Source organism: Plantactinospora sp. GCM10030261, assembly GCF_042666615.1.
Lineage (GTDB): Bacteria > Actinomycetota > Actinomycetes > Mycobacteriales > Micromonosporaceae > KBS50.
The window spans coordinates 180,950-206,645 of record NZ_JBHTDD010000006.1 but is presented as its reverse complement, the minus strand read 5'-3'; the positions used below and the strand labels follow the sequence as shown (position 1 = coordinate 206,645).

General features: G+C 71.1%; 28 protein-coding genes. 16 read left to right on the top strand and 12 right to left on the bottom strand.

Going from position 1 to position 25,696, the window contains the following annotated elements:
- Window positions 1-19: 19 nt before the first annotated feature.
- Window positions 20-403: a DoxX family protein gene (locus tag ACFQUZ_RS10230; protein ID WP_377440569.1), complete on the bottom strand. Its 384-nt coding sequence runs from the start codon at window positions 401-403 to the stop codon at window positions 20-22.
- An 82-nt stretch (window positions 404-485) separates the two neighbouring features.
- Between ACFQUZ_RS10230 and ACFQUZ_RS10225 the strand changes: the two genes are divergently transcribed.
- Window positions 486-1,388 carry a sigma-70 family RNA polymerase sigma factor gene (locus ACFQUZ_RS10225; RefSeq protein WP_377440567.1) on the top strand — a complete coding sequence of 301 codons (903 nt, stop codon included), beginning with the start codon at window positions 486-488 and terminating at the stop codon, window positions 1,386-1,388.
- A gap of 21 nt (window positions 1,389-1,409) precedes the next feature.
- On the opposite strand, the gene ACFQUZ_RS10220 is transcribed toward ACFQUZ_RS10225, so the two are convergent.
- On the bottom strand, window positions 1,410-1,832 hold the full coding sequence (locus ACFQUZ_RS10220; RefSeq protein WP_377440565.1) for a DUF1801 domain-containing protein: 423 nt from the start codon (window positions 1,830-1,832) through the stop codon (window positions 1,410-1,412).
- A gap of 246 nt (window positions 1,833-2,078) precedes the next feature.
- On the opposite strand from ACFQUZ_RS10220, the gene ACFQUZ_RS10215 reads away from it, so the two are divergent.
- Together ACFQUZ_RS10215 and ACFQUZ_RS10210 are read left to right on the top strand one after the other, a co-directional pair.
- A complete protein-coding gene (locus tag ACFQUZ_RS10215; RefSeq protein WP_377440563.1) occupies window positions 2,079-2,855 on the top strand; it encodes a TIGR03089 family protein in 777 nt (258 codons plus the stop codon).
- 278 nt (window positions 2,856-3,133) lie between these two features.
- Window positions 3,134-4,018, top strand: a complete 885-nt coding sequence (locus ACFQUZ_RS10210) for an alpha/beta hydrolase (protein ID WP_377440561.1) — start codon at window positions 3,134-3,136, stop codon at window positions 4,016-4,018.
- Window positions 4,019-4,106: 88 nt separating this feature from the next.
- Here the strand turns inward: ACFQUZ_RS10210 and ACFQUZ_RS10205 are convergent, their stop codons facing one another.
- Together ACFQUZ_RS10205 and ACFQUZ_RS10200 are read right to left on the bottom strand one after the other, a co-directional pair.
- Entirely contained in the window at window positions 4,107-5,168 is a 1,062-nt protein-coding gene (locus tag ACFQUZ_RS10205) for a glutathione S-transferase family protein (protein ID WP_377440559.1), read from the bottom strand.
- A gap of 69 nt (window positions 5,169-5,237) precedes the next feature.
- A complete protein-coding gene (locus tag ACFQUZ_RS10200) occupies window positions 5,238-5,678 on the bottom strand; it encodes a DUF1579 family protein (RefSeq protein WP_377440557.1) in 441 nt (146 codons plus the stop codon).
- A gap of 67 nt (window positions 5,679-5,745) precedes the next feature.
- On the opposite strand from ACFQUZ_RS10200, the gene ACFQUZ_RS10195 reads away from it, so the two are divergent.
- Window positions 5,746-6,471, top strand: coding sequence for a metalloregulator ArsR/SmtB family transcription factor (locus tag ACFQUZ_RS10195; protein ID WP_377440555.1), 726 nt, complete (start codon window positions 5,746-5,748; stop codon window positions 6,469-6,471).
- 161 nt (window positions 6,472-6,632) lie between these two features.
- Window positions 6,633-7,301, top strand: a complete 669-nt coding sequence (locus tag ACFQUZ_RS10190) for an MOSC domain-containing protein (RefSeq protein WP_377440553.1) — start codon at window positions 6,633-6,635, stop codon at window positions 7,299-7,301.
- A gap of 48 nt (window positions 7,302-7,349) precedes the next feature.
- Here the strand turns inward: ACFQUZ_RS10190 and ACFQUZ_RS10185 are convergent, their stop codons facing one another.
- Window positions 7,350-7,907: an NAD(P)H-dependent oxidoreductase gene (locus ACFQUZ_RS10185; protein ID WP_377440717.1), complete on the bottom strand. Its 558-nt coding sequence runs from the start codon at window positions 7,905-7,907 to the stop codon at window positions 7,350-7,352.
- A 158-nt stretch (window positions 7,908-8,065) separates the two neighbouring features.
- On the opposite strand from ACFQUZ_RS10185, the gene ACFQUZ_RS10180 reads away from it, so the two are divergent.
- From ACFQUZ_RS10180 to ACFQUZ_RS10170, 3 genes are read left to right on the top strand one after another with little or no spacing between them, the layout of a single operon-like run.
- On the top strand, window positions 8,066-8,305 hold the full coding sequence (locus ACFQUZ_RS10180) for a hypothetical protein (RefSeq protein ID WP_377440552.1): 240 nt from the start codon (window positions 8,066-8,068) through the stop codon (window positions 8,303-8,305).
- A 38-nt stretch (window positions 8,306-8,343) separates the two neighbouring features.
- Window positions 8,344-8,523, top strand: coding sequence for a hypothetical protein (locus tag ACFQUZ_RS10175; protein WP_377440550.1), 180 nt, complete (start codon window positions 8,344-8,346; stop codon window positions 8,521-8,523).
- Window positions 8,520-8,900 carry a hypothetical protein gene (locus ACFQUZ_RS10170; RefSeq protein WP_377440548.1) on the top strand — a complete coding sequence of 127 codons (381 nt, stop codon included), beginning with the start codon at window positions 8,520-8,522 and terminating at the stop codon, window positions 8,898-8,900. Before ACFQUZ_RS10175 ends, ACFQUZ_RS10170 begins: the two co-directional genes overlap by 4 nt.
- A gap of 45 nt (window positions 8,901-8,945) precedes the next feature.
- On the opposite strand, the gene ACFQUZ_RS10165 is transcribed toward ACFQUZ_RS10170, so the two are convergent.
- On the bottom strand, window positions 8,946-9,383 hold the full coding sequence (locus tag ACFQUZ_RS10165) for an Lrp/AsnC family transcriptional regulator (protein WP_377440715.1): 438 nt from the start codon (window positions 9,381-9,383) through the stop codon (window positions 8,946-8,948).
- 176 nt (window positions 9,384-9,559) lie between these two features.
- Here ACFQUZ_RS10165 and pdhA point away from each other — a divergent pair, with 176 nt between their 5' ends.
- Genes pdhA through ACFQUZ_RS10150 form a run of 3 tightly spaced genes read left to right on the top strand, consistent with a single transcriptional unit; the run spans window position 9,560 to window position 13,193 of the window.
- Window positions 9,560-10,702: a pyruvate dehydrogenase (acetyl-transferring) E1 component subunit alpha gene (gene pdhA / locus ACFQUZ_RS10160; protein ID WP_377440714.1), complete on the top strand. Its 1,143-nt coding sequence runs from the start codon at window positions 9,560-9,562 to the stop codon at window positions 10,700-10,702.
- Window positions 10,702-11,712 carry an alpha-ketoacid dehydrogenase subunit beta gene (locus tag ACFQUZ_RS10155; protein WP_377440546.1) on the top strand — a complete coding sequence of 337 codons (1,011 nt, stop codon included), beginning with the start codon at window positions 10,702-10,704 and terminating at the stop codon, window positions 11,710-11,712. Before pdhA ends, ACFQUZ_RS10155 begins: the two co-directional genes overlap by 1 nt.
- Entirely contained in the window at window positions 11,709-13,193 is a 1,485-nt protein-coding gene (locus ACFQUZ_RS10150; RefSeq protein ID WP_377440544.1) for a dihydrolipoamide acetyltransferase family protein, read from the top strand. The genes ACFQUZ_RS10155 and ACFQUZ_RS10150 overlap by 4 nt, the downstream gene beginning before the upstream one ends.
- A 91-nt stretch (window positions 13,194-13,284) precedes the next feature.
- Here the strand turns inward: ACFQUZ_RS10150 and ACFQUZ_RS10145 are convergent, their stop codons facing one another.
- Window positions 13,285-13,566, bottom strand: coding sequence for a hypothetical protein (locus tag ACFQUZ_RS10145; protein ID WP_377440542.1), 282 nt, complete (start codon window positions 13,564-13,566; stop codon window positions 13,285-13,287).
- Window positions 13,567-14,136: 570 nt separating this feature from the next.
- On the opposite strand from ACFQUZ_RS10145, the gene ACFQUZ_RS10140 reads away from it, so the two are divergent.
- Window positions 14,137-15,069 (top strand): helix-turn-helix domain-containing protein, encoded by a 933-nt coding sequence (locus tag ACFQUZ_RS10140; RefSeq protein ID WP_377440540.1) that lies wholly within the window; start codon window positions 14,137-14,139, stop codon window positions 15,067-15,069.
- Window positions 15,066-15,338 (top strand): DUF397 domain-containing protein, encoded by a 273-nt coding sequence (locus tag ACFQUZ_RS10135; RefSeq protein ID WP_377440538.1) that lies wholly within the window; start codon window positions 15,066-15,068, stop codon window positions 15,336-15,338. Before ACFQUZ_RS10140 ends, ACFQUZ_RS10135 begins: the two co-directional genes overlap by 4 nt.
- 43 nt (window positions 15,339-15,381) lie before the next feature.
- Here the strand turns inward: ACFQUZ_RS10135 and ACFQUZ_RS10130 are convergent, their stop codons facing one another.
- Together ACFQUZ_RS10130 and ACFQUZ_RS10125 are read right to left on the bottom strand one after the other, a co-directional pair.
- Complete coding sequence (locus ACFQUZ_RS10130) at window positions 15,382-17,751, bottom strand: family 43 glycosylhydrolase (protein ID WP_377440536.1); 2,370 nt, start codon at window positions 17,749-17,751, stop codon at window positions 15,382-15,384.
- A gap of 157 nt (window positions 17,752-17,908) precedes the next feature.
- On the bottom strand, window positions 17,909-19,243 hold the full coding sequence (locus ACFQUZ_RS10125; protein ID WP_377440534.1) for a radical SAM protein: 1,335 nt from the start codon (window positions 19,241-19,243) through the stop codon (window positions 17,909-17,911).
- Between the two features lie 367 nt (window positions 19,244-19,610).
- On the opposite strand from ACFQUZ_RS10125, the gene ACFQUZ_RS10120 reads away from it, so the two are divergent.
- Complete coding sequence (locus ACFQUZ_RS10120) at window positions 19,611-20,960, top strand: Ig-like domain-containing protein (RefSeq protein ID WP_377440532.1); 1,350 nt, start codon at window positions 19,611-19,613, stop codon at window positions 20,958-20,960.
- 24 nt (window positions 20,961-20,984) lie between these two features.
- On the opposite strand, the gene ACFQUZ_RS10115 is transcribed toward ACFQUZ_RS10120, so the two are convergent.
- Entirely contained in the window at window positions 20,985-21,989 is a 1,005-nt protein-coding gene (locus ACFQUZ_RS10115) for an SMP-30/gluconolactonase/LRE family protein (protein WP_377440530.1), read from the bottom strand.
- Window positions 21,990-22,190: 201 nt separating this feature from the next.
- Here ACFQUZ_RS10115 and ACFQUZ_RS10110 point away from each other — a divergent pair, with 201 nt between their 5' ends.
- Window positions 22,191-22,649: an HPP family protein gene (locus ACFQUZ_RS10110; RefSeq protein ID WP_377440528.1), complete on the top strand. Its 459-nt coding sequence runs from the start codon at window positions 22,191-22,193 to the stop codon at window positions 22,647-22,649.
- Window positions 22,650-22,711: 62 nt separating this feature from the next.
- Here ACFQUZ_RS10110 and ACFQUZ_RS10105 read toward each other — a convergent pair whose 3' ends face one another.
- On the bottom strand, window positions 22,712-24,205 hold the full coding sequence (locus ACFQUZ_RS10105; RefSeq protein WP_377440527.1) for a hypothetical protein: 1,494 nt from the start codon (window positions 24,203-24,205) through the stop codon (window positions 22,712-22,714).
- 370 nt (window positions 24,206-24,575) lie between these two features.
- Between ACFQUZ_RS10105 and ACFQUZ_RS10100 the strand changes: the two genes are divergently transcribed.
- Window positions 24,576-25,214, top strand: coding sequence for a hypothetical protein (locus tag ACFQUZ_RS10100; RefSeq protein WP_377440525.1), 639 nt, complete (start codon window positions 24,576-24,578; stop codon window positions 25,212-25,214).
- Window positions 25,215-25,303: 89 nt separating this feature from the next.
- Here the strand turns inward: ACFQUZ_RS10100 and ACFQUZ_RS10095 are convergent, their stop codons facing one another.
- Window positions 25,304-25,672: an FKBP-type peptidyl-prolyl cis-trans isomerase gene (locus ACFQUZ_RS10095; RefSeq protein WP_377440523.1), complete on the bottom strand. Its 369-nt coding sequence runs from the start codon at window positions 25,670-25,672 to the stop codon at window positions 25,304-25,306.
- Window positions 25,673-25,696 lie beyond the last annotated feature (24 nt).

Here is a 25,696-nt window from a genome sequence, read left to right as displayed (position 1 = left end):
CTACGACCATCGGCGGCGATCAGCCCAGGGGTTCGAGCGCGAACCGGCCCCAGGCGACGAACCCGAGCAGTCCGATGAACGTCAGGTCACCGAGCAGGTAGTGCCACTCGCTTCTGCGGAACCGGGTTGTTCCCGCACCGGCCATCACCAGCATCAGGCCGCAGGCGGCCAGCGGTACGAGGACGACGGCTATGTCCAGGAGAGCCGGCAGAACCAGGCCGGCCGAGCCGATGACCTTGATCATGCCGATCGCCTTGATGTGCCCACGGCCGAAGTCATCGACCCAGTGCTGACTGGGACCGTACGACCGGTACCTCTCCTTGGTCATCGTCAGTTGACTGATTCCGCCGATCGTGAATCCGGTCGCCAGAATGGCGGTCACGATCCACAGCGCAGTGTTCACGGCACGTCCTCACGTCTGGTTACCTCGGCTGTCCGAGGTGCGTCGTAGACGTGTCGGATCCCAGCCACGAAAGGTGACAGCCATGACGCCGGACTCGACTCTGGCTGCCGCGTTCGATGACGAGCGGGAGCGGTTGGTCGCCCTGGCCCACCGCATGCTCGGTTCCCGAGCGGACGCCGAGGACGCCGTGCAGGAGGTGTGGCTACGCCTGTCGGTCCAGGAACCGAATTCGATCAACCATCTGCCGGGTTGGCTGACCACCGTGACAGGCCGGGTCTGCATAGACATGCTCCGGTCCCGGAGGTCCCGACCGGTCACGGCCATCGAGGCCGACCTGCCGGAGTTCACCGTCAGCGAGGACGCCGAATCCCCCGAGGAGGCGGCGGCCACCCACGACGCCGTGGGGCTCGCGCTGCTGGTGGTGCTGGACTCCCTGGGGCCGGACGAACGGCTGGCGTTCGTGCTGCACGACATCTTCGCGGTGCCGTTCGCGGAGATCGCCCAGATCCTCGGGGCCTCGACCGACGCGACCAAGATGATGGCCAGCCGCGCCCGCCGGAAGGTGCGGGGCGCCGCCCTTCCCAGCGATGGTCGCCAGGGCCAACGCCGAGTGGTCGACGCGTTCCTGAAGGCTGCCCGGGAGGGGGACTTCGACGCCCTCCTCCAGGTGCTCGACCCGGACATCACCTGGCGTGCCTACACCGCACGCGGGGTCACCGTGAAGCTCGGGGTCACCGAGGTGGTCGCGGCGGCCGAGCGTGGGGTCAGGGCGTCGGTGGTGTCCCGGCGTGTCCTGGTCAACGGGATGCCCGGAGTCATGACCTGGAGCCGCAGCGGCGCTCCGCTCAGCGTGATGGCCTGCACCGTCCGTGATGGACGGATCGTCGACGTGGTGGCGCTTGTCGACCCGCGCCGGCTCGCCACCATGGACCTGCCACCGTGCCCACCGCCGGGGCCGACGGACGGCGAGACCAGCCCTGGTTGACGGATCACCCCCAGGGCCGCGTCACATCTTCTCCCCGGGCAACCGGCTGGCCTGCGCGATCCAGGACCGGAGAAGCTCCTCGTCGAGGCCGTCGTTCTCACGGATGTCGAGGTAGCGCACCTCGCCGTGCTTGGAGGGTTTCGGCGGTACGGGGTCCAACGACGCCCCCTTGAGAAACTGCACCTGGACATAGGCGGTGTAGCAGCGGAACGACAGGAACCAGCCGTCGCCCTGGTGGCCATAGAACGGCTGGTTCCACTTCACCGCCTTGTGCACCCCGGGGACGGTGGCGACGATCAGATCATCGAGGCGTCGCCCGAGCGCCCGCTTCCAACCAGGCATGGCCGCGATGTAGTCACGGACCGGGCCGTTTCCCTCGCCCTTGGGGATCTGGGGATTGCCTCCCGAGAGCAGCTTTCCGTCTGGCTTGCGCTGAGCACCCACGAGATCTCTCCTCCTCGGGCTCTTCAGGTCACGACAACCCGACCGGTGCGCACCGACCAGCACGTGATCGCAGTGGCCCGCTCACCTGACGCCGCACACCCGGGTTCCGTTGACGCGGACTCCCTCATGAAATCACCGGGGCCATGGCGGGGCCAGTGCCGGCGCGCCCGTTCCGGCGCGCCGAGCGGCCTCGCCAGCGCCTGGCCGGCCTCGTACAGTGCGGGAACGGGCTCTCGAGGAGATCACATGGACCACCGCAGCATGACCGCGGACGTGCCGGCGCTGCTCACCGACGCGGCTGTCGGCGCCGCCGACCAGCCGCTACTCACCTACTACGACGACGCCACCGGCGAACGCACCGTGCTGTCCGCGACCCAGTTGGCCGGCTGGGCCGCGCGTACCGCCGGGCTTCTGCACGCCGGCTGCGGGTTGGACATCGGCGCCCGGGCGGCGGTGCTGCTGCCGCCGCACTGGCAGACCGCTGGCGTGATCCTGGGCGCCTGGTCGGCGGGCGTGTCGGTGTACGGGCGAGCGTCGTTCCTGGCCGGTCTGCCGGACGTCGGTCCGGGCACCGACGAACCGTTCGACGTGGCCTTCGTGTCGCGGCGGCGGCTCGATGACTGGTTGGAGGACGTACCGGCCGCCGAGCATCGTTTCGTGCTGGACCTGGCTGCGCCGGGCACGCCGCCCGGCGTCCCGCCGGCCGGCTACCGCGACTACCTGACCGAGGCCCGCCGCCATCCGGACAGCCTGCCGGCGTACGCGCCGATCCGGCGCGACGACTCGGCCACCGTGGACGGTACGAGCTACCGGGATTGGGGGAACCTGGCGCGGGAGTTGGCCGACGCCAAGGGACTGCGCGGCGGTGACCGGGTGCTTGTCGACGCGGCCGAGCACGAGAACCCCGTGTACTGGCTGTTGGCACCACTGTCCGTCGGAGCGTCGGTGGTGCTCTGCGCCAATCTGGACACCGACGCGGTGGCCACCCGGGTGGCCCGCGAACAGATCACCCGGGTTCTCTGAGGCTCGGCGGCGTCCCCACCGGCATGCCGGGGTACGCCGGGTGGCGTGGGCAGGAGCCCCGCGTCACCCGACGACTCCAGCCGACTCAGCAGCCGGGCATCCGGAACAAGCGCAGCTTTGTTGCCGATCACCCGGGCCGGACGTTCCCACCGGCATGCCGCCAACGGCGCCGGGTGGCGGAAACCGCCATGCCCGGCGCTGGAAACCTGGGGCCGGCCACCATCAGGCCGGTCCGGCGGGCCTGCCTAGACTGCCCCCACTCGTGGAAAGGGGCGACGGTGGAGGAACTCGACGTACCGGTGCCCGGTGGCACCCTCCGCGTCCGGCGTTGGCCGGGCGACGGTCCGGTGGTGCTCGCCGCACACGGCATCACGGCCAACGGCGCGGCCTGGGCACCCGTCGCCCGCGCCCTCGCCGGCTCCGTCACCCTGGTCGCCCCGGACCTGCGCGGCCGGGCCGGCAGCGCCGCCGCGCCCGGACCGTACGGCCTGGCCCGGCACGCCGACGACCTGATCGCGCTGCTCGACCACCTGGACGTGGACCGGGCGGTGCTGGCCGGCCACTCGATGGGCGCCTTCGTCACCGCGCTGGCGGCCACCCGGCACCCCGAGCGGGTGGCCGCCACGGTGCTCGTCGACGGCGGCCTGGCACTGCGGGTCCCGATTGGCGTCGACATCGACGAGATCCTGACGGCGGTGATCGGGCCAGCCATGCAACGGCTCAGCATGACCTTCCCCGACGAGTGGGCGTACCTGGACTTCTGGAAGGCCCACCCGGCGCTCGGACCGTGGTGGAGCGCCGACCTGGAGCGCTACGTGCTGGCTGACCTGGTCGGTACGCCACCGGAGCTGCGGTCCTCGTGCCTGCTGGCCGCCATCCGGCAGGACGCCCGCGACACCTTGCTGGACGAGGGCACCACCACGGCGATCCACCGGCTACGCTGCCCGGCCGTGCTGGTGTACGCCGAGCGGGGTCTCATGAACGAGCCGCAGGGTTTCTACGACCCGGACCGGATCGCCGCCACCGGGCTCGACACCGCGCGGGTGCCGACGCTGCCGGTGACCGGCGCCAACCACTACACGGTGCTGCTCACCGAGCCGGGCGTCACCGCGGTTGCCGACCAGATCCGGACGCTGGCGGCGTACCCGGCCGGCCGGCCCTGACGAACGGACCGCGGTGCGGGGCTGGCGAGGGCCCGCCCGGCCGGTGGCCCGGCTCGCCCGCCCCGCGCCGCCCGGCCGGAGCCGGACCTCAGTGCGTTGCCGGCGCCGCGTGCGCTGCCGGCACCTGCTCCGCCGGTGGCGGCGGTGGCGGCGGAGTGCCATCGCCGAACGGCCGCCCACCGAGGGATTCCCGTCCGTGCGACGTCCACCAGCCGGACAGTTCGGGACCCAGCGGGACGATGCCGGTCGGGTTGATGTCCTTGTGTACCTCGTAGTAGTGCCGCTTGATGTGGTCGAAGTCGATGGTGTCGCCGAAGCCGGGAGTCTGGAACAGGTCCCGCGCGTACGCCCACAGCACCGGCATCTCGGCCAGCTTGCTCCGGTTGCACTTGAAATGGCCGTGGTAGACCGGGTCGAACCGGACGAGGGTGGTGAACAGCCGGACGTCGGCCTCGGTGATGGTGTCACCGACCAGGTAGCGCTGCTCGCGTAGCCGGTCGCTGAGCCAGTCGAGGCGGTCGAACAGCTGGTGGTACGCCTTCTCGTACGCCTCCTGGGAGCCGGCGAAGCCGCACCGGTACACGCCGTTGTTGACGTCGTGGAACACCAGCTTGTTCACCTGGTCGATCTCGTGGCGCAACGGCTCCGGATACAGCGCGGGCGCCCCGGCCCGGTGGTGCGCGGTCCACTCGGTGGACAGGTCGAGGCTCATCTGGGCGTAGTCGTTGGTGACCACCTGCCCGGTCGGTACGTCGACGATGGCCGGCACGGTGATGCCACGGTCGTAGCCGGGGAACCGGGCGAAGTAGGCGTCCTGCAACCGCTCGATGCCCAGCACCGGGTCGCGACCGCCCTCGTCCAGGTCGAACGTCCAGCTCCGCGCGTCATGGGTGGGCCCGGCCACGGCCATGGAGATCACGTCCTCGAGCCCGAGGAGCCGCCGGACGATGATCAGCCGGTTCGCCCAGGGGCAGGCCCGGCTGACCGCCAGCCGGTAGCGGCCGGGTTCGACGGGGTAACCGTCGCGCCCGTCGGCGGTGATCCGGGTGGCGATGTAACGCTGGTCGCGGGTGAACTCGCCACCGGACTCGACGTACTTGCCGCCCGTCTTCCAGGACTCCCGTTCGGTGTCACTGGTGTCATTGGCCATGCCCAACCTCCGTATCTCCGGCCCGCTCCATCATCGCCGATCGGCCGACCGGCGGCACGACGTGGTCGATCAGGCGACCTTGTGGAAGGTCATGTCCATCCAGTGCCGCCAGGGTCCGCCGGCGTCCCGTCGCTGCCATCGGGCCGCCATCGCGCTCCGGTCCGCCTTGATCGTCAGGGTGGCCCGGGTGCTGTCGTCGGCGAATGTCCAGACGCCGTCGTCGGTCACGGTCGCCCGCATCCGGCCCACGGCGCCCTGGCTGTCGAACGCGTACATCGGGTAGCCGCCGGAGGCGGGGTCGTGGTCCCCGATCAGCTCGATGACCTCTATCTTCGCGTCTCCCATCCGGACGTCCACCCGATGCATGAGGAAGCCGTCCCCGAACCACTCGTAGGCATCCGTGCCGTCGATCTCGGTGCCGGGGTCGTCCGGGCCCGGCATGGTGCGCCCTCGGGACCGCCAGGTGCCGACCAGCGGTTCGAGGCGGGCCAGGGTCGTGCTTCGTGCCATCGTTCCTCCTGTGTAAGATTGCGCTTACACACTTACACGTCGAGGCCATGGGGGCAAGGCGCGGATCATGGATGCCACGTTGCGCGCGGTGGCGGACCCCACCCGCCGCGCCATCCTGCTGCTGGTACGCGAGCAGGAGGCATCGGCGGGGGAGATCGCCGCCCGGTTCCCGGAACTCAGTCGGCCGGCGGTGTCCCAACATCTGCGGGTGCTCGGTGCGGCGGGGCTGATCACCGTCCGCCGGGTCGGCAACCGGCGGCTCTACCGGCTGCGCCCCGAAGGGCTGGCCGACGCCGCCCGGTTCCTGGACGGGATGTGGTCGGCTCGGCTCGGCCGCCTCAAGCGGGCCGCGGAGGACGCGGTCGGACGGACGGAGACCATGACGATCGAACAGACCGTGTGGATCGACGCGCCACCGGGTACGGTCTGGCGCTACCTCACCGATCCCGAACACCTGCGCGACTGGTGGGGGGAGGCCGAGTTCGATCCACGGCCGGGCGGCCTCGTGCGGGTGGCGATGGACGAGGGGCCGCGACCGGTCATGCGCGGCGAGGTGGTCGACCTCGTGCCCGACCGGCTGGTCGCGTTCACCTTCGGGTGGGAGCCGACCCCTGGAGCGCCCGATCTGCCCGTCGGATCGTCCCTGGTCGAGGTGGTCCTGGCCGAACAGAACGGGGGCACCCGGCTCACCCTGCGGCACAGCGGGTTACCGAGCCGGCTCGGCGGTGAAACCGCTGGTGGTTGGCTGCACATGCTGCGCCGGCTCGGCGACGCGACACGGTCGGTGGGCTGATCTGGACTGAGGGGTTGCCGGCCTTCTGCAACGTGTAACTGCCAGAGCTACCTTGTCCGGGACCATCTGCGCTGCCCGGTGGTCGACAGGCTGACCCCGATCGCACAGAAGCACACCATCGAGGGTCTCGTGATGGGCGCGTCGTGACGTAAGGTTCGGTCGTGGGAACGATCCTTTCGGCCAACCTTGCCGCCGCGCCCCAGCCCAACCCGGCCAAGGGAGTCGGCATCACCGGCATCCACAAGCGACCGGTCGACGGCCCGATCGCCGTCCGCCCACCCGGCCCCAAGCACGGCGGACTGGGCAGCGGCGTGGTCGGCGACGAGATCTCCGACCGCACGCATCACGGCGGCGACGACCAGGCCGTGTACGCGTACGCCCGGGAGGACTACGACTGGTGGGAGGCCGAACTGGGCCGCGAACTACCGGGCGGCTTGTTCGGCGAGAACCTCACCACCGTCGGCGTCGATGTCAACGGCGCGGCCCTCGGCGAACGCTGGCGAATCGGCAATGACGTGGTGCTCCAGGTGACCTTCGGTCGCATCCCGTGCGCCACGTTCCAGCACAAGATGGCCGAACCGCGGTGGATCAAACGATTCACCCGGGAGGCCCGGCCCGGTGCGTACCTGCGGATCGTCGAATCGGGCGAGATCCGGGCCGGCGACGAGGTGACCGTCGTCCACCGGCCCCGGGTGCGGGTCACCGTGGCCGAGGCATTCCGGGCCTGGACCCTCGAACCGGAGCTGCTGCCCCGGCTGCTGGAGGCCGACGAGGCGCCGGAGGACATCAGGGCCGGTGCCCGTAGGCGGCTGCGCCAGCCGCCCGGCTGAGGCACGGACGCCGCCCGGTCACCCGCCCTCCGGGTGGCGCCTGGCCCGTCAGCGCTCGGCGAAGGTGGTCCCGCACAGGTCGGCCGCCTCGGCCAGCCACGCCGCCCGGTCCCGTTCCGTGCTGCTGGCCAGCGGACCGAACAGGCGCCGGTGCACCGACGACGGGGGCACCCCGCAGAAGTCCAGCACGCACCGGCGCCAGATGGCGTCCAGCGGATCCCCGAAGACGTCCCGTTCCCGGCCGAGCGGGGTGTCGCCGGTGTTCAGCACCACGGCACCGCGTAACCGCAGCAGGCCGGTCGGCTCGCCCGCGGCGTCGGGAAGCTCGTAGGCGACGCCGGGCACGATCACCCGGTCCAGCCAACCGGCCACGATCGCGGGTGGCTTACCCCACCAGTTCGGGTGGACGACCACGAGCCCGTCGGCGTGTGCCAGTTCGTCGCGGTGCCGCTCGACGAGGGCGTCGCCGCCGCGTACCGGCTCGAAGCCCTCCGCGTAAAGGTCGTACACGGTCACCGGGAGACTGGCCGCCGCCAGCGTCGTCCGCACCTGGTCGCTGAGCGCGTGACAGAAGCTGCCGGCCCGGGGATGACCCAGAACGATCATGATCGACACCGGCCGAGAATAGCCCGCGGACACCGATCCCGGCTGACCCCGATCCTTGATCACCCAACATCGGGCATGAAGGGCCCTCCCGGTCGTCCGGAGACCCCTCCATCCCCGATGTTGGGTGATCTTTGAGGGCTTTGGGTATGTCGCCCCGCATGCCAGGTGATCAACGGAACGACAACGCGGCATGGGCCTGGCCCGTCGGCTTGCTACTCGGCCTGGTGATGGGCTTGGTCATCTTCCGCAATGTCATCGGTGTGGCCTTCGGGATCGCGATCGGCACGGCGTTCGCCCTGGCATTTCTCGAGGCTGGTAAGAGGTCCGCCGCCGGCGAGAAGGACGCCGCCGGCGAGGACGACACTCCCGGCGGAGAGCGGGACGCCCGGCGGCGTTAGGCCGCGATTCATGCACCGGCCGCCGGTATGCTTGCCCCATGACCCAGCCAGGTCCTGAGGTGCGGGACGAAACGGAACGGATGCTGGCCAGCGCCGGCATCGTCGTCACCGACGAGGGGAAGGCCCGTGCCCGGGCCAAGCTGGCCGCGGCGGAACAGCGGATGACTCCCGACGCGTGGGCGCGGCTCGACGATCGCTACGGCCGATCCGCCGCGTGAGCGACCTGCCCATCCGGGCGGTGCTGGACGCGAGCGCTGTCGCCGCCTACGGGCGTGGGGTCCTGTCGGTCGGTGAGATCATCGCCGAGATCACCGACGAGCATGCCGGCTTCGCCGTCCCGGAACTGTGTCTGATCGAGGCCGCCACGAGACTTGATCTCGACGAGTGGCCCGCGCTGAGCATGCTGACCCAGCACTCGCACGGCGTCTGGTTGGAGACGCCGACCGACTGGCGGGACGTCGCCCGCGCCGCCCGGTTGCTCGGCGGAATGTCCCGGGCCGTGGCGATGCTCGCGGCCGTGGACCATCGGGCCTACCTGCTCACCGCGGAACCGGACGGGTACGGCGACGACTCGTCCCTGGTAATCGAGATCTGACTCGTCCGTCGTCGCCCGCAGAACCGCTCGGATCGCCCGTACCGGTCACGACGACCAGGGGCTGTCGGCGCCGTCGAACTCCTCGAAGACCAGCCAGGTGCGGGTCGAGATCACCCCGGGGATGCCCTGGACCTCGTTGAGGACCAGGTGCCGCAGCGCCGCGTTGTCCGGCGCCCGGACCAGGGCCAGCACGTCGTGGTCACCGCCGAGTAGCGCGGCGTGTTCGATGTAGCGCACCTGTCGCAGCCGTGCCGACACCTCGCGCCAGGTGTTCTGCTCGATGGTGAGGCTGACGTACGCGGAGGTCATCAGGCCGGCGGGTTCCGGCGCCACCTGGGCCCGGAAGCCGGTGATCACTCCGTCGGCCAGCAGGCGCTCCACCCGGGCGTAGGCGTTGGAGCGGGAGATGTGGATGCGTTCGGCAAGGGTCCGGATGGACGTCCGGCCGTCCCTGGTGAGCTCGTTGAGGATCCGCCGGTCCACCTCGTCGAGCCGCCTGGCCGTTCGTCCGGCGTCGTCGGGGAAATCCGCCGCCTGATCGGACTGCTGGTCCACGCTGCGCGCTCCCGAGGCTCGTTCGTCCAGGTTTCGTCGCGGATCTTGAACATAAGTCCGCCAGCCATGAGCATAGGCTAATTACCGTCCAGGAGGTGCCCGCCGTGACCGCCACCCCACAGGTCAGCCGGCCGGCCGTACCGGGGGTCACCCCCGACCCGGTCAACCCGCTGCTGCCCAGCCCCGAGCCGATCCGGATGCTCGACGAGACCGGTCACCGGGTGGCCGCCGACTATGCCGAGCCGCCGGTCGAGACGCTTCGCGAGATGTACCGCCGGATGGTCGTCGGCCGCCGGTTCGACGCCCAGTCCACGGCGCTTACCAAGCAGGGCCGGCTCGCCGTGTATCCGTCCGCCCGGGGCCAGGAGGCCTGCCAGGTCGGCGGGGTGATGGCGGTCCGGGACAGCGACTGGGTGTTCCCGACCTACCGCGAGTCGATGGCGCTGGTCTCCCGCGGCATCGACCCGGTCGAGGTGCTCACCCTGCTTCGTGGGGACTGGCACTGCGGCTACGACCCGGCCGCGCTGCGGACCGCCCCGCAGTGCACCCCCCTCGCGACCCAGACGGTGCACGCCGCCGGCGTCGCCTACGGCGAGGCCCATCAGGGCCGCGACACCGTCGCCATGGTCTACATCGGCGACGGCGCCACCAGCGAGGGCGACTTCCACGAGGGGGTCAACTTCGCCGCCGTGTTCAAGGCGCCCGTCGTCTTCCTCGTGCAGAACAACCGGTACGCGATAAGCGTCCCGCTGTCCCGGCAGACCGCCGCGCCGTCGCTGGCGTACAAGGGCATCGGCTACGGCATCGCCAGCGAACAGGTCGACGGCAACGACCCGGTCGCCGTGCTGGCGGTGCTGAACCGGGCCGTCGAGCACGCCCGCGCCGGCAACGGCCCGTTCCTCGTCGAGGCGCACACCTACCGGGTGGAGCCGCACACCAACGCCGACGACGCCAGCCGCTACCGCGACGGTGCCGAGGTGCAGGCGTGGCTGAGCCGGGACCCGATCGCCCGGCTGGAGGCGTACCTGCGTGCCGAGGGCGCCATCGACGACGCCGCCGTCGCCGCGATCAACGAGGAGGCCGAGACGTACGCCGCCGGCCTGCGGGAGCGGATGAACGCCGAGCCCGAGGTCGATCCGATGTCGCTGTTCTCCCACGTGTACGCCACGCCGACGCCGCAGCTCGCCGAGCAGCGGGACCAGGTCCGGGCCGAGCTGGCCGCGGCCGAGGACGAGGGGGACTCCTGATGGCGCCGGTCACCATGGCCAAGGCCCTGAACGCCGCGCTGCGCGACGCGATGGCCGACGACGAGCGGGTGGTGATGTTCGGCGAGGACGTCGGCCAGCTCGGCGGCGTCTTCCGGATCACCGACGGGCTGCTCAAGCAGTTCGGGGACAAGCGGTGCTTCGACACGCCGCTCGCCGAGGCCGGCATCGTGGGCTTCGCGGTCGGCATGGCGATGTCCGGCATGCGGCCGGTGGTGGAGATGCAGTTCGACGCGTTCGCCTACCCGGCATTCGAGCAGATCACCTCGCACGTGGCCAAGCTGCGCAACCGGACCCGGGGCAAGCTGGCCGCGCCGATCGTGATCCGGGTGCCGTACGCCGGCGGGATCGGCGGTGTGGAGCACCACTGCGACTCCAGCGAGGCGTACTACGCGCACACCCCCGGCCTCAAGGTGGTCACCCCGGCGACCGTGGCCGACGCGTACTCGCTGCTGCGGGAGGCCATCGCGGACGACGACCCGGTGGTCTTCATGGAGCCGAAGAAGCTGTACTTCGCCAGCGCCGAAGCGGAGCTGCCGGCGCGCACCGAGCCGTTCGGCCGGGCCGCCGTCCGGCGCCCAGGCACCGACGCGACCCTCGTCGCGTACGGCCCGGCGGTGCCGGTGGCGCTGGAGGCCGCCGAGGCCGCCCGTGACGAGGGCTGGGATCTGGAGGTCGTGGACCTGCGGACCATCGTGCCGTTCGACGACGAGACGGTGGTCGCCTCGGTGCGGCGCACCGGCCGGTGCGTGGTGGTCCAGGAGGCCCAGGGCTTCGCCGGGGTGGGCGCCGAGGTGGCCGCCCGGATCCAGGAGCGCTGCTTCCACTCGCTGCACGCCCCGGTGCTGCGGGTCAGCGGGCTGGACATCCCGTACCCGGCGCCGAAGCTGGAGCACCTGCATCTGCCCGGTGTCGATCGGGTGCTGGACGCGGTGGCCCGGTTGCAGTGGGACGACCAACCGGACACCCGCTGGCTGGCTGGTGCCGCATGAGCGCCGCCGGGTTGGTTGCGACGCGGGTGTTCAACCTTCCCGATCTGGGGGAGGGGCTCACCGAGGCGGAGATCGTCGAGTGGCGGGTCGCGGTCGGCGACGTCGTCGAGGTGGACCAGGCGGTGGTCGAGGTCGAGACCGCCAAGGCTGTCGTGGACGTGCCGTGCCCGTACGCGGGACGGGTGGTGGCCCTGCACGGCGCGCCCGGTGAGGCGCGGCCGGTTGGCCAACCACTGATCACCATCGCGCCGCTGGACGCGGAGCCGACCGCCCCCGTGGCGCCGGCGGCGGACGGCGCCAGCGAGTCGGACGGCGCGGAGCCGGCCGGGCACGCGGTCTACCGCGAGGAGGAGCGCGCCGGCTCCGGCAACGTGCTGGTCGGGTACGGCACCGGGCACGGCTCCGGTGCCCGGCGGCGTCGCCGGGCCGGAGCGACCGACCCCGGCCGGCATGTCGGGCCGCCGGAGGCATCCACCGTCGCGACCGATGTACCGCAGAGTCATCACCATACCGCCGAGGTACCTGCGTCTCTCGGGACCCAACCGTCCGGCGGCGACGCGCCACTGGTGATCTCACCGCTGGTCCGCCGGTTGGCCCGGGACCGCGGCGTCGACCTGGCGGCGGTACGGGGCACCGGCCCCGGCGGGATGATCCGCCGCGCCGACCTCGACGCGCTCGCCGGCACCGGCCGGCCGCTGGCCGCGGTGCCGGTCGACGGCGCCCCGCCGCTGGCGATCGTGCCAGACCCCGCCGACCAGGCCAGCGACGCCGACGTTTACCGCGCGCCGGACGAGATCGTCATCCCGCTGCGCGGGGTGCGCAAGGCGATCGCGGACAAGTTGTCCCGCAGCCGGCGGGAGATCCCCGAGGTCACCATCTGGGTCGACGTGGACGCCACCGGGCTGCTGGAGACCCGCGCGGCGATCAACGCCGCCCGGCCGGACCGACCGGTAAGCGTGCTCGCCCTGCTGGCCCGCATCTGCGTCAACGGACTCCGGCACTACCCGCAGCTCAATGCCCGGGTGGACAGCGAGCGCGGGGAGATCGTCCAGTCTTCTCGGGTGCACCTGGGCATCGCCGCGCAGACCGACCGGGGTCTGCTGGTGCCGGTGGTGGCTGACGCTCACCTGCTGGACACCGGCCAGCTCAGCGAGATTCTGCGGAAGACCACCGGGCAGGCCCGCGCGGGCACACTGCCGCCGGCCCAGCTCACCGGCGGGACCTTCACCCTCAACAATTACGGCGTGTTCGGGGTGGACGGTTCCACGCCGATCATCAACCATCCCGAGGCGGCGCTGCTCGGGATCGGCCGGATCGTCGACAAGCCGTGGGTGGTGGACGGGGCGCTCGCGGTGCGCAAGGTCGCCGAGATCAGCCTCACGTTCGATCACCGGGTCTGCGACGGCGGGGTGGCCGGCGGCTTCCTGCGCCACGTGGCCGACTGCATCGAGTCGCCGGCGATCATGATCGCGAACCTCTGAGCACCCCGTCCGTTCTGCCCCACACCCCCTGCGGGACAGCACGGACGGGGCCGCCGGTGGGTGGCCGTTCATCGCCGCCCGTGCTCCCTCGCTAGTCGCCGGCCGTGGACCCAGGCCCGGTCGGCAGGGTGGAGTCCCGTCTCCGCGCCAGCCCTCGCGACCGCCACGGAGGCGTCGCCGGCGCGGCGATGACGTGGCGGACCAGTTCCGCCATGATGTACAGCGCCCCGATCACCTCGGCGAACTCGGTTAGCGGCATCAGGTGCAGCGCGGGCACCGCGACGAAGGCGGCGACCAGGGCGGCGGCGGCCATCAGCCGAATCCCGCCGATGCGCCTCGGGGTGGCGACTTGCTTGCCCGTGGTAGTCTCCATGTGGCAATTGCCTTCCGGTTGGTGCCTGGCAGTGCGATCCGGTGGTATTTGCTCCGCTGGATCGGTGCTGCAACACCGGTCCAGCTTTGCGTTGAAGCGCTATCGTCCGGGCTAGATCTCGCGCTGGCCCCAGCGTACGGGTCCCCTAATTCGGTAACAAGCGAGGCCGAGCCGCTTCACCGAATTGACAACTCCCCGATGGAAACCTCCGCCGGGATCGGTTTCCCCTGGCAATCGCTCCGTGCGTCTTGCTGTCAGACAACCGACACGGGGCCCTTGCCCAGCGCTCGTCCACCGGCCATCCCGCCGTGTGCGGGTGGTCGTCCGTCCTGTTCAGGGCCGCTTCAAGGGGCGCGGACGAGGCGTTCCTGATCGACTTGGCTCGTGGTAAAGCGCCCCCGGTCGGGTTCCGATGGAAGCTGCCCTGGGCAACGCGCCTCTGGCCAGGGTCCGCCGGCAAATGCCATTATGGATTCCTCAGTCCATGGCAAGTGCCAAAAGGTAACGGCAAATGGCCATTGTTCCATGGGCCTTGAACATGCGACGCCGTGTCGCCGCGGGAGGCGTGATATGCCGGACGATGGGAATCCCCTGCTCAAGCGACGCCGGCTCGCCGCCGTATTGCGGGAGTACCGCCAGCGGGCGGGTCTGAACCTCGACGAGGTGGCCGAGAACCTGTACTGCTCGACCACAAAGATCAGTCGACTCGAGAACGCCCAGCGGCCCGCGAACCCGCGCGACGTGCGCGATCTCTGCAATCTGTACGGCGTCCCCGAGGACCGACGCGAGGAGCTGATGGCGCTCGCCAAGGCGAGCCGGGAGCCCGGGTGGTGGGAGGCGTACGACCTGTCCGACTCCTACGTCCGGTACATCGGTCACGAGGCGGCGGCCAGCGCCATCCGCGACTACAAGTCCCAGGTCGTCAACGGGCTCCTGCAGACCGAGGAGTACGCCTACGCGCTGACCGCCGGGTACTTCTCGCCGGTGGATCCGCTGGTGGTCGGCCGGCTGACGGACGCCCGGATGCGGCGACAGCAGCTGTTCTTCGCCAGGGAGCCGCTGCCGACGATGCATTTCCTGCTGGACGAGGTGGCGCTGCACCGCCCCATCGGTGGCGCCAGGACGATGGCCGACCAGCTACGCCGGATGATCGAGCTGGGCAGAACGCCCGAGATAACGATCCAGATCGTGCCATTGGCGGCTGGGGCGCACGCGGGTCTGGAGACCACCTTCACGATCCTCGACTTCCCGGACGACAGCATGCCCAGCGTGGTCAACGCCTACGACATCTTCGGTGAGGTGCACCTCGAACGGCCACACGAGGTGGAGCAGTCGAACCAGGTGTTCGACCGGGTGGCCGCGATGGCGCTCGATCCGCCCGGCTCGGAGCGCCTCCTCGCCGAGGTGAGCGAGCAGTACGAAGCCAAGGCGGCGTCCATCGATGAGCCTAGCGGGGACGGCGCTGACCACGTTGACGAAGCCGGAGCCGGGGAGGGTCGATGACACAAGGCAGAGCAGGCGACGGACCGTTCGCGCGTACGTGGGTCAAGAGTTCCCGCTGCGGTCCCGGCGCCAACTGCGTCGAAGTGCGTCAGCACCACAGCGGTGTGCTGATCCGGGATTCCAAGGATCCGGCCGGTCCACGCATCACCGTGGGCGCCGACGCGTGGCGGCGGTTCCTGGACGGGGTCCAGGCGGGGGATTCGCACGTCCCCGCTGGTCATCATGAGGTTGGCAGGCGGTTCGATCCAGTACGCCTGCCAACCTCATGATCAACGGGATGGCGGAATCAGTCGTGTCCAGCGGCGGTGCGCGTCATCGGCCGCGGTGCACCCGGAAGTAGTCGAACGCGGCCGTGACCGGCGGCTCGGCGCCGCCGTGCGCGACCAGTCCGATCCGGGGGGTGGTGTCGGCCGGGAAGGTCCACACCCCGCCCCAGGTCCAGGTGCGGCCGTCCGGGCTGGAACCCGCGCGGAACTCGTGCTCGCCGGTAGCCGGGTCCACCCGGTGCGCCAACCGCAGCCAGGTCGTGGTGTCCGGCGGGCCGACGATGTTGCCCCCGTACGCCAGGCCGTCGGCGAACGGGACCTCGTAGCCGTACTCCACCTGCCGGGTGTTCCAGATCGCCACGTGACTCAGCCGGGCGAACCGGTCGTCGTCGACGTACGCGACAAGCCCGGCCTGCTGGTAGTTGCGCACCGTGTCGGTGCCCAGGTCCAGCCGCACCTTGGTCTCCACCACGTAGTCGCCCGTCGGCGCGTCCCGCAGCAGCACACTGGCGGTGTTGCCGGTGCCGACCAGGTCGGTGCCCTGCACCGGCCAGTTCAGCGCCCCGTCGCGGACCGTCACCGCCGGGTCCGGGCGGACCCAGGTCCAGCCGGCCGCCGGCGCCGTCCCGACGAACTCGTCGGAGTACGCCCGCAGGCGTGCCCCGACGGTCGGCGTGGGCACCGCCCGGGTAACCGGTCGGTACAGCGCCGCCGCGGTCACGTTGTCCACCTCGGCCGGCGCACCGGCGGCGGTGACCAGCACCGGACCACCGGCCGGCACCGGCAGCGGGAGCGCGAGGGCGGCCACCTGGTCGCCCAGGCCGGCCGGGGTCAGTTCGGCGGTGAGCCGCTTGCCCCGGATCTCGACCGCCAGCCGGTGCCATTCGGTCGGGTCGACGGTCGCGGGCAACGGCGCCGACTCGGTGACCCGGTTGGGCCCGCGACCGGCCGTGGCGGTGAGGGTGCGAGCCGTCGCGTCGACGGAGACGCTGATCGGCCGGCCTGATCGGTCGGCGATGCCGACACCGGCCGTACCGGCGCCGGTGAGCCGCACGTCGGCGGTGAGCCGCACGTCCTTCGGGGCCTTGGCCCGGCTGGCCAGGGTGCCGGTGCCGGCGAGCCGCCCGCCGTCGCCGGTGCCCACCACCCGCCAGCCGCCGTCGCGTACCCGCCAACCGGCCAGGCCCGGGTCGGCGAACCCGTCGGCGACCGCACCGGTGGTCACCGGCGCGGCGGTCGGTCCCTCGGACGGACCGGCACCGGCGCGGACGGTGGGCCAGCCGTCGATCCAGTCCAGCCGGTCGAGCAGCATCGGCCGCTCGTTGATGCCGAACGGCTCGTCGAGGTACGGGTCGGAGCGGTCGATCCCGTGGTACACCAGCCAGTCCTGGCCGGACAGGTCGGTGAGCCAGCCGTTGTGGCCGACTCCGATCCACCTGTTGCCGTTCTGCGCCACCACCGGCGTGCCGCCGGCCCGGGACACGTCGAGGCGTACGCCGTCGCGGTCGACGAACGGCCCGCGCGGGTCGCGGGACCGGCCGACGGAGACGGAGTAGCCGGTGGCCGGTCCGGCGCAGCAGTTCGCCGACGAGGCGAACAGGTAGTACCAGCCGTCCCGGCGGATCACGTGGGCGCCCTCGAACTTGTTGTCGATGGCCACGAGCGTGGCGTCACCGGTGGCGCGCAGCCCGTCGTCGGACAGTTCGGTCACCGAGATGCCGCCGTTGTAGCTGCCGAAGTAGAGGTGGTCGCGCCCGTCCGCGGCGGTGATGTGGGCGGGGTCGATCGTCCACAGGTAGCCGCCGCCGGGGCTGGGCCGGGGGGCGACCACCGGTTCGTCGGCGAACGTCCACGGGCCGGCGGGGGAGGGGGCGGTCGCCACGCCGATCGCGGTGTCGAAGGTGTCGTCGGAGACGGTGGTGTCGGTGACGGTCATGTACATGACCCAGCGACCGCCCACATAACGCACGTCGGGAGCCCAGAAGCCGGCGGTGGCGGTCGCGTACGAGGGACGCTGGTCGGGCGCGAAGGCGTCCCCGACGTACGTCCAGTCGGTGAGGTCGGCGGAGCGGGCGATGGGTATCCGGTGCATCGTCCGCTCGCCCTCGCGGAGCGGGTCGGTGGTGCCGTAGGCGTACCACCAGCCGTCCTGGCCGCGGACGATGACGGGGTCGGCGAAGGTGTCCGCGACGTCCGCGGAGATCGGGTTCTGGTAGGCGGTTCGGGCGGTGGCTGTCGCGGTGTCGGCGGTGGCTGTCGCGGTGTCGGCGGTGGCCGTCACGGTGTCGGCGGTGGCTGTCGCGGTGTCGGCGGTGGCCGTCGCGGCGTCGTCGGGGGCCGCCACGGCCGGCGTACCGGCCGAGAGGACCAACCCGGTCAGACCGGCGACGATGGCGGCGCTGCGTCGTGTACCCATGAGACTCCGTCCGGAGGGGCCATGCGTTGGAGTCGTTCTTACATCGTTGTACACAACGTTGTAAAGAGCCTCCGAGAGCCCTTCCGCGTTGATCAAGAGCGGTGCGTCAGCGGAAGCCGCTTCCGGTGACGCACAGCTCTTGATCAACACCGAGGGGCTAGGAGGGGGTGGGGACGGCGGCCGGGTCGGTGCGCGCGGGCAGGGTGTCCATGAAGGAACTGACCGAGAACACCGCGTTGCCGGGGCCGGGCGGGCCGTATCCGGGCGGGCTGCTCAGCCCGTGCCGCTCCATCGTCGCCCGGTAGATCTCCAGCAGCCGGATGTGGTACTCCAGCGGCGCGCCATGCGGGTTCGTCCGGCCCAACGGGGTGGTCGGCTCCGGGCACCAGGTGGTGAACCGCGGGGTGATCCCGCGCGACATGAAGTACTCCAGTCCCTCCCCGGTCGAGGCGATCGCCTCGTCCACGGTCCGGAAGCCGAACGGCTCGGCCATTTCGACCCCGGCCACGAAGTTCGGGATCACGTTGCGCGGACCGAACACCTCCGCCGAGTCGAGGATCCGGCGATGCCACTCCTCGCGGCCGACGTAGCGTTCCTTGCCGGGGCAGTACAGCTCGAACAGCCGCTTGTCCCACACCTCGTAGTTGGGGTGGTAGATCCGGATGCCGTAGTCGTGGAACCGCTGCACGTCGGCCCGGGGCAGCGCCTGGGCCACCACCTTGCCGATCCACCGGCCCGGGAAGCGCTCCTCGATCGCCTTGGCGTACCGGCCGTAGAAGTCGGCCTCCGCCAGCCCGTCGACCTTCGACGTGACGCTGCCACCGGTCAGCGTGTACGCCCGCGAGGCGCCCGACGTGTCGTACCGGTTGATGATCTCCATGGCCTCCAGCACCTCGTCCACCGGCTTCACCCCGGTGTACGGGCGGCCGGCGGCCTTGTGCTGGCGCCAGTTGTGGTTGATGTCGCAGTACTGGCACTCTTCCTTGGCGCCGAAGTACTGGCAGACCCGGAACACGGTCAGGTAGATCAGGTAACCCCACTGGATGGTGGGCGCCACCTCCATCACCGACTTGCCGTTGCTCAGCGTGTGCCGGTAGTACTCCGGCATCGGCGGCAGTCCCACGTCACCGATGGGCCGGCCGTCCAGGAACAGCCGCAGCATCCCGTCGCCGCCGTCGGTCACCCGGTACGGCGAGTCCGGGTTGACCCGGACCGACACGACCGTACGGCGCAGGTCGTACGGCCCGCCGGTGAGCACGATCTCCTCCGGTGGGCGGCGCAGCGCCGCGCTGCCCAACTCCGGCAGCGTGCGGTGATCGAACGAGAAGATGAAGTACGACTTCGGCTTGACCTCGCCGTTCTCGTTGTCGGTGAGCGCGGAGTCGTCGAACGCCACGCCGCCGCGCAGCAGATCCTCCTTGATGACGGCCTCCCGCGGGATGTGCGGGAACCGTGCCATGAGGTCCTCGATGAGATCGGTGCGGGTCTGCATCCGTACTCCTGCCTCCGCCGTGCGTGCCTGGACCGGTTCCTATGATCCTCCACCCTCCACCGGCCGCCAGCGCGGCGGCCGCCGTCCGGTGTGACGGACGACGCGCGCACAGCGGACGTCGGCACCGGTGACCCGAGCAGCAGGGACGACCCGCGTCCGATAGGCCGGGCCCTGCCGTCCTGGTTCGGCTCGTCCTGACTCAGCGTGATCGTGCGACTTGTGGTCGCCCGTTCTGGTGTGACGGGTCCTGCACCAATTCCACGGCACGGAAAGGGAATCCGCCCGGATGGGCTCGCCGAAATTGGGCACTCGCGCTGGCGTCACCATTACAGAATGTGACTACTCGTTGACAAGTTTGGGGGGGGCGATGAAGCCGAGACATCGGGTGGGGCTGGCCCTGGCGGGCGTTGCCTGCGGCCCACTGACGCTGGCCGGCTGCACCGGTGACGATGGCGCCGGGAAGGCCGGCGCGGCGCCGCCGTCGCCGGCCGCCGTCGCCATCGCGCCGGCGGCCAACGCCGCGAACGTGCCGATCAGCGCCGAGGTGGTGCCGACGGTGAGCAACGGCAAAGTGACCGAGGTCGTGGTCACCGACGACAAGGGCACCCGGCTCGACGGGGCGATGCGGCCCGACGGTTCGTCCTGGTTGCCGAACCGGCCGCTCGACTACAAGCGGGCCTACACCGCGCAGGTGACCGCGGTCAACGACGCGGGGCAGCAGACCACCCAGACCGCCCGGTTCACCACCATGTCCAAGCCGGACAACTTTACCCAGACGGTCATGTATGTCAAGAGCGGCCAGACGTACGGGGTGAACATGCCGGTCACCGTCGCGTTCGACCCGGGCGTGCCGAAGGAACACCGGGCCGCCGTACAGAAACGGCTGTTCGTCACCACCGACCCGCCGCAGCCGGGCACCTGGTCCTGGCTCGACGACGGCACGCAGGTCTACTACCGGGCCCCCGACCCGTGGAAACCGGGCACCAAGCTGACCGTGCGGGCCGCCACCGCCGGGCTGCCGATGGGCAAGGGCGGCTTCGGCGACACGGAACACACCGCCACCGCGAGCGTCGCGCCGCACGCGGTCCGGCTGGACATCGACAACAAGACCAAGCAGATCTTCGTGTTCCGGGACGACCAGTTGATCAGGAAGATCCCGGTCAGCCTCGGCAAGCCGAGCACCCCGTCCTCCAGCGGCGACATGGTGATCATGGAGAAGCACGAGCGGACCACGTTCGACACCCGGGGCGAGCCGAACGGCGGGTACGTCGTCGACGTCGACGACGCCCAGCGCTACACGTGGGGCGGCGAGTTCCTGCACGCCGCACCCTGGTCGGAGGGGGACCAGGGCTACACAAACGTCTCGCACGGCTGCGCCAACGTCTCCAACTCGGCGGCCAACTGGCTGATGCGAACCACCCACGTCGGCGATCTCGTCCGGGTGCGCGGTACCGAGGTGCAACTCGACGAGGGCAACGGCTGGACCGCGTGGAACGAAAGCTGGGAGGAGTTCGCCAAGGGCAGCGCGCTGCCCGTACCGGCCGACCTGAAACCGCAGGCCATGTCGCCGCCGCCGGTCGGCGGCGCGCCGACCGGCTCCGCCTCGCCCGGCGCCACCGGCTCGCCCGGTCCCGCCGACTCCGCGAACCCCGGAGAGTCGCCGGGCGCCGGTGAATCACCCGCCCCGCCCGAACCGTCCGCCGCACCCGGCGGCTGACCCGCTACGCTGGCACGCTGACCGCTACGCCGGCACGGCGGCCAGCGCCGGCTCCACCAGGCTGCCCAGCCACAGCCGGTCTCCGTGCTGCCGGACGCTGGTGATCATCTGGTACGACCCGGTGGGCCCGTGCAGCGTCCGGCGGACGGTCCCGTCGGCGTCGACCAGAGCGGCCAGCCCGTACCGCCGCGGGTGCGGTTGCAGCGCCGCCGGCAGCAGGTCCGCCGCCTGGCGCAACCGGGGATGCGGCAGCAGGCGTTCCGCCACCGGCAGGCGCGGGCTGGGCAACCCCACCCAGAAGGTCCCGTCCCCGAGCGCGGTCACGTTGTCCGGGTACGCCGGCAGGTCGGCGACCACGGTCGGCTCGGCGGTCGACAGCGGGATCCGCAGCAGCCGGTGCGTGCTGGTCTCGGCGACCAGCAGGGCCGACTCGTCCGGCGTGAGCGCGACGCCGTTGGGAAAGTAGAGCCGATCCACGACCACCTCGGTCCGCCCACCGGCGAAGCACAGCAGCCGACCGTTCGGCCGGTACTCCAGCATGTCCCGCTTCCAGGCCGGCAGCCGGAACCGGGCGGAGCTGTCGGTGAAGAATACGGCGCCGTCGCGGCTGATCGCCGCGTTGTTGCACAGATTCACCGGCCGCCCCCCGGCCACGCCGGTCAACTCCTTGACCGCGCCGTCCGGGGTGACCCGTAAGAGGCCACGCTCGGCGTCGCAGACGATCAACGCACCGTCGGGGTGCAGCTCGATCCCGAGCGGACGGCCGCCGGTGTCCGCCAGCAACTCCGGCCGGGTACGCGGCGGGGCGCCGGCCGGCCAGCGCCACAGCCGCCCGTCGTCACCCCCGCTGACCACCGCACCATCCGGCAGCACGAGGACGTCCTCGGGTCCGTTGCCGGAGGGCAGCGGGAACAGCAGCGGCGCGTCGAGCCGGGTGTCGGTGGCCGCCCACACGCCCCGCAACGGCGGCGGGACGCTGGCCGGAGCCGCCACGGGCCGGATGAGCCGGGGCGCCCGGGTTCGAGTCATCCGCCCATTGTCACCCCGGCCCGCCGAATCGGCTCTCCTTCGCGCCACGACCAGCCGCGCTCCCGAGGGGTCGGACGGGCCGGTCCAGGGGCCTTCCGGCCCTGGTCGTGCGGGCCTCGGCGCCTCGATGCTGAGGGCGGGAGGGCGACCAGGTGGCGGGCCGGAACGATCACGGCGGTCCCGCGGGAACGGAGGTCCACCATGCCAACTGTCGATCCGCGGGCATCCCGGCCCGGACCGGCCCCGACGCCAGCCGCGGACCGCCGGGCGCCGGTCGCGGACCAGCCGGTGATCGAGGTGATGAGTGCCCCGGTGCGCACCATCCCCGCCGATCTGGCGCTGGGGGAGGCGCTGCGCCGGATGCTCCAGGCCGGTTGCCGCCACCTCGTGGTGGTCGATCGGGCGGGTCGCTGCCTCGGCGTGCTGGCCGACCGGACAATCGCCGCCGCCTGGGCGTACGACCCGACGGTGCTGTCCCGGCGGGCCGCCGGCACCGTGCTCGACCTGGAACCGGCGACACTGGACCGGTACGCGCGGGTGTTGGACGCCGCCCGGTTGATGCGTACGGCCGGGGTGGACGCGGTGGCCATGGTGGACGACGACGGACGACCGGTCGGCATCCTGACCGGCGGTGACCTCATCGCCCTGCTGGCGGGGTAGCCGGACCGGCGTATCCGGTTCCGGCGCCTCGGCGCCGGAACCGGATTCGCGGATCAGCAGACTCAGCCGAAGCAGTTCGGCACCGACGTCGGGCTGCCGAGGCAGTTGGTCGGATCGTTGTTCTTGATCTCGGTCTGGCCGTCGACCGTGGCCCGGGCGTACTTGACGAAGACGCCGCCCGGCTTCCGCTCCGACCTGTTGTCGACCACCTCGCTCTTGAACAGGGCTAGTTGTCCCTGTCCCACCGCGATGCCGCCACCCTGCGACCGGGTCACCACGGCCTGGTTCCCGCTCACCGAGGTGTCCCGAACCAGCAGGTTCGTCTTCACGGCGTAGACGCCACCGCCGTCACCGTGTGCCCTGTTGTCCTCGACGGCACTGTCGTCGAGGGTGAGCAGCCCCTGGGAGGCCGAGACGCCGCCACCGTCGACGGACGCGGTGTTGTGCTGGATCGTCATGCCGCGCATGGTCAACGTCGCGTCCCCGTTCGCGGCACCGCCACCGATTGTCGCGCTGTTGCCGACGATCTTGGTGTCCCAGACCTTGGTCCGCGCGGCGAAGCTGGCCAGCCCGCCACCCTGCCGGGCGCGGTTGTTGGCGAACGTGCTGTTGCTGACGTCGGCCGCGCCCTGGTAGTTGGCCAGCCCGCCGCCGTACCCGCGGGCCCGGTTGTCCATGAACCGGCCCTGGTCCAGCGTGAACACCCCACCGTTGAGGATGCCGCCACCCCGGCCGTTGTGGCCGGTCGCCTGGTTCTCGACGAACTTGCTGTCCTTGACCACCATGTGGCCGTCGTTGAAGATGGCCCCGCCGCCTAGATCGGGGTCCCGCGCGGTGCTGTGCGTGACCGTCACCCGCTCGACGACCGCGTTGGCGCCGTGTTCGGTGTGGATGGCTCCGCCGACGCCGGCCGTCCCGTTCTCCAGGGTGACGTCCTTCAGCACCAGTTCACCGCCGTTGCGGACGGTGAAGAACCGGAACTCCTCCTTGGCGCGCTTGTCCCGGGCGATCGTCGCGCCCTCACCGTGGATGGTGACCGGCTGGTAGATGACCGGAAGACCCGTCCGGTCGCTGAGCTTGCCGACCACGATCGGATCGCGCTTCTCGCCGCTGGTCTCCGACCGCTTGAGCGTGTACGTGCACTTCGGCGCGAGCCGCAGGTGCGCACCACCCTCGGCGTTGGCCTTGACGAGCGCGGCGACCAGGTCGGCCGCGTCGCACGGCACCGGGATCGCCCGGTCCGGGTCGCCGTCGTGTCCCGGCCCCTTCCCACCGTCGGGCCGCTCGCCGTGCGGGCCTTTGTCGCCGGGCCGCTCGCCGTGCGGAGCCTTCCCGTCCGGTGCCGGGCTCCCGCCGTCGCTGCTCATGAGCGCGGACAGCCGGCCCAGGTCCGGTGCGGACAACCCGGCGGCCGAGGCCACCCCGGCGAGTCCGGCGGCACCCACCACCAGGCTTCCGGCCACGATTCCTCCCGTGACCACCCACCGAGGTCGTCGCCTCGTCGGCCGTACCGCACGTTGACCGGGTTCGCCTTCGCTTCCTCGGAACGTGGACATCTAACCTCCCTGCCCTTCACTTTCTGACCCGGCCGCACCGAACGGTGCGGAGGGGCTGCCGGATGTCGCAGCCACCGAAGGCTCACGTTACGGTGATCATTCGGACATGAAGGTGAAAGATGAACGAAGTCCACGAAGTGATGAATTAACCCGAGAACGCGCAGCGTTGCAGTTTCCGCCCCTTGGTTGCCATTCCGGTCGGATTCAGCTCAATCTCGTCGAACGTGGCGCGGGGGTCCCGGTGTTTCGGCGCTGCCGGACCGGCAGATTGCGGCAGTTGGGGCACCAACCGCTGGTCCGGTCGCCTGTCCCGGCCGCACGCTCGTCGTCGTGCCGGTTTCCGGCGCTCACTAATCAGAGAGGAACTTCGATGGATTCGATCACAAAGGGCTCCCTGGTGCGGCGCATGATCGCCGCGACGGCCCTGGCCGGCGCGCTGCTGCTGGCCCTCGCCGGCCCGGCCACCGCCGAGCCGGCCGCCGAGTCGACGCCCCCGACCCGGGTCGCGGCCGGCACCAGCGCCTTCGAGACCACCCCGTTCACCATCTTCTTCGGCTCCCTGTCCAGCAACTATTCGCCGACGACCTGGTTGAACATCATCGAACCCGGCGGCTTGTTCGAGGGCCTGCCATACGTCGACGGCACCCCGGCGACCGCGGCGGCCTCGAACCAGTGGGTCCGCTCGACGGACAGCTACATCGGTCCGGGTGGTCACCGGTACTACCAGTACAAGAATGTCCGCAACAACTACTGCCTGAAGCACAGCAGCGGCCTCGTGATCACCACGCCGTGCGTGTGGGGAGACAACAGCCAGTGGTGGGGGCTCGCCGTCCAATGGGTCATCCCGCACGTCGCGGAGCCCGGTTCGGCGATCCAGTCGCCGGTGAACCTCTACCGGTGGGTGCCCTGGGACGACACCCGGTCACCCACCGAACAGGACACCGCCCTGGTGATGACCGACTCACTTCCGGTGTGGGCCGGCAACGTGAGGATGCACAGGCTGCCGTGAGCCGAAGTCGAGCGGCCGGCCGGTCAGCCCCCAGTGGGCCGACCGGCCGGTCGCCGAGGCTCAGGCCCGGCGTACGGCGAGACGGGTGGTTACTGGACGCCGAGCAGGTCCACCACGAAGATCAGCGTCTCGCCGGGCTTGATCGCGCCACCGGCGCCCCGGTCGCCGTACCCCAGGTGTGGCGGGATGACCAGCCGGCGGCGCCCGCCGACCCTCATCCCGACGACGCCCCGGTCCCACCCCGAGATCACCTGACCGCCGCCGAGCGGGAAGGTGAACGGCGAGCCGCGGTTCCAGGAGGCGTCGAACTCCGCGCCGTCCGAGTGCGCGACGCCGACGTAGTGCACGGTGGCGAGCTGACCCGGCTCGGCGGTCGGGCCGTCGCCGACGGTGATGTCCTCGACCAACAGGTCGGCCGGCGGGTCGCCCGCGATCGGTTCCACCATGGGCTTGGTCATCGGTTGTCCTCTCGATCGGCTTCC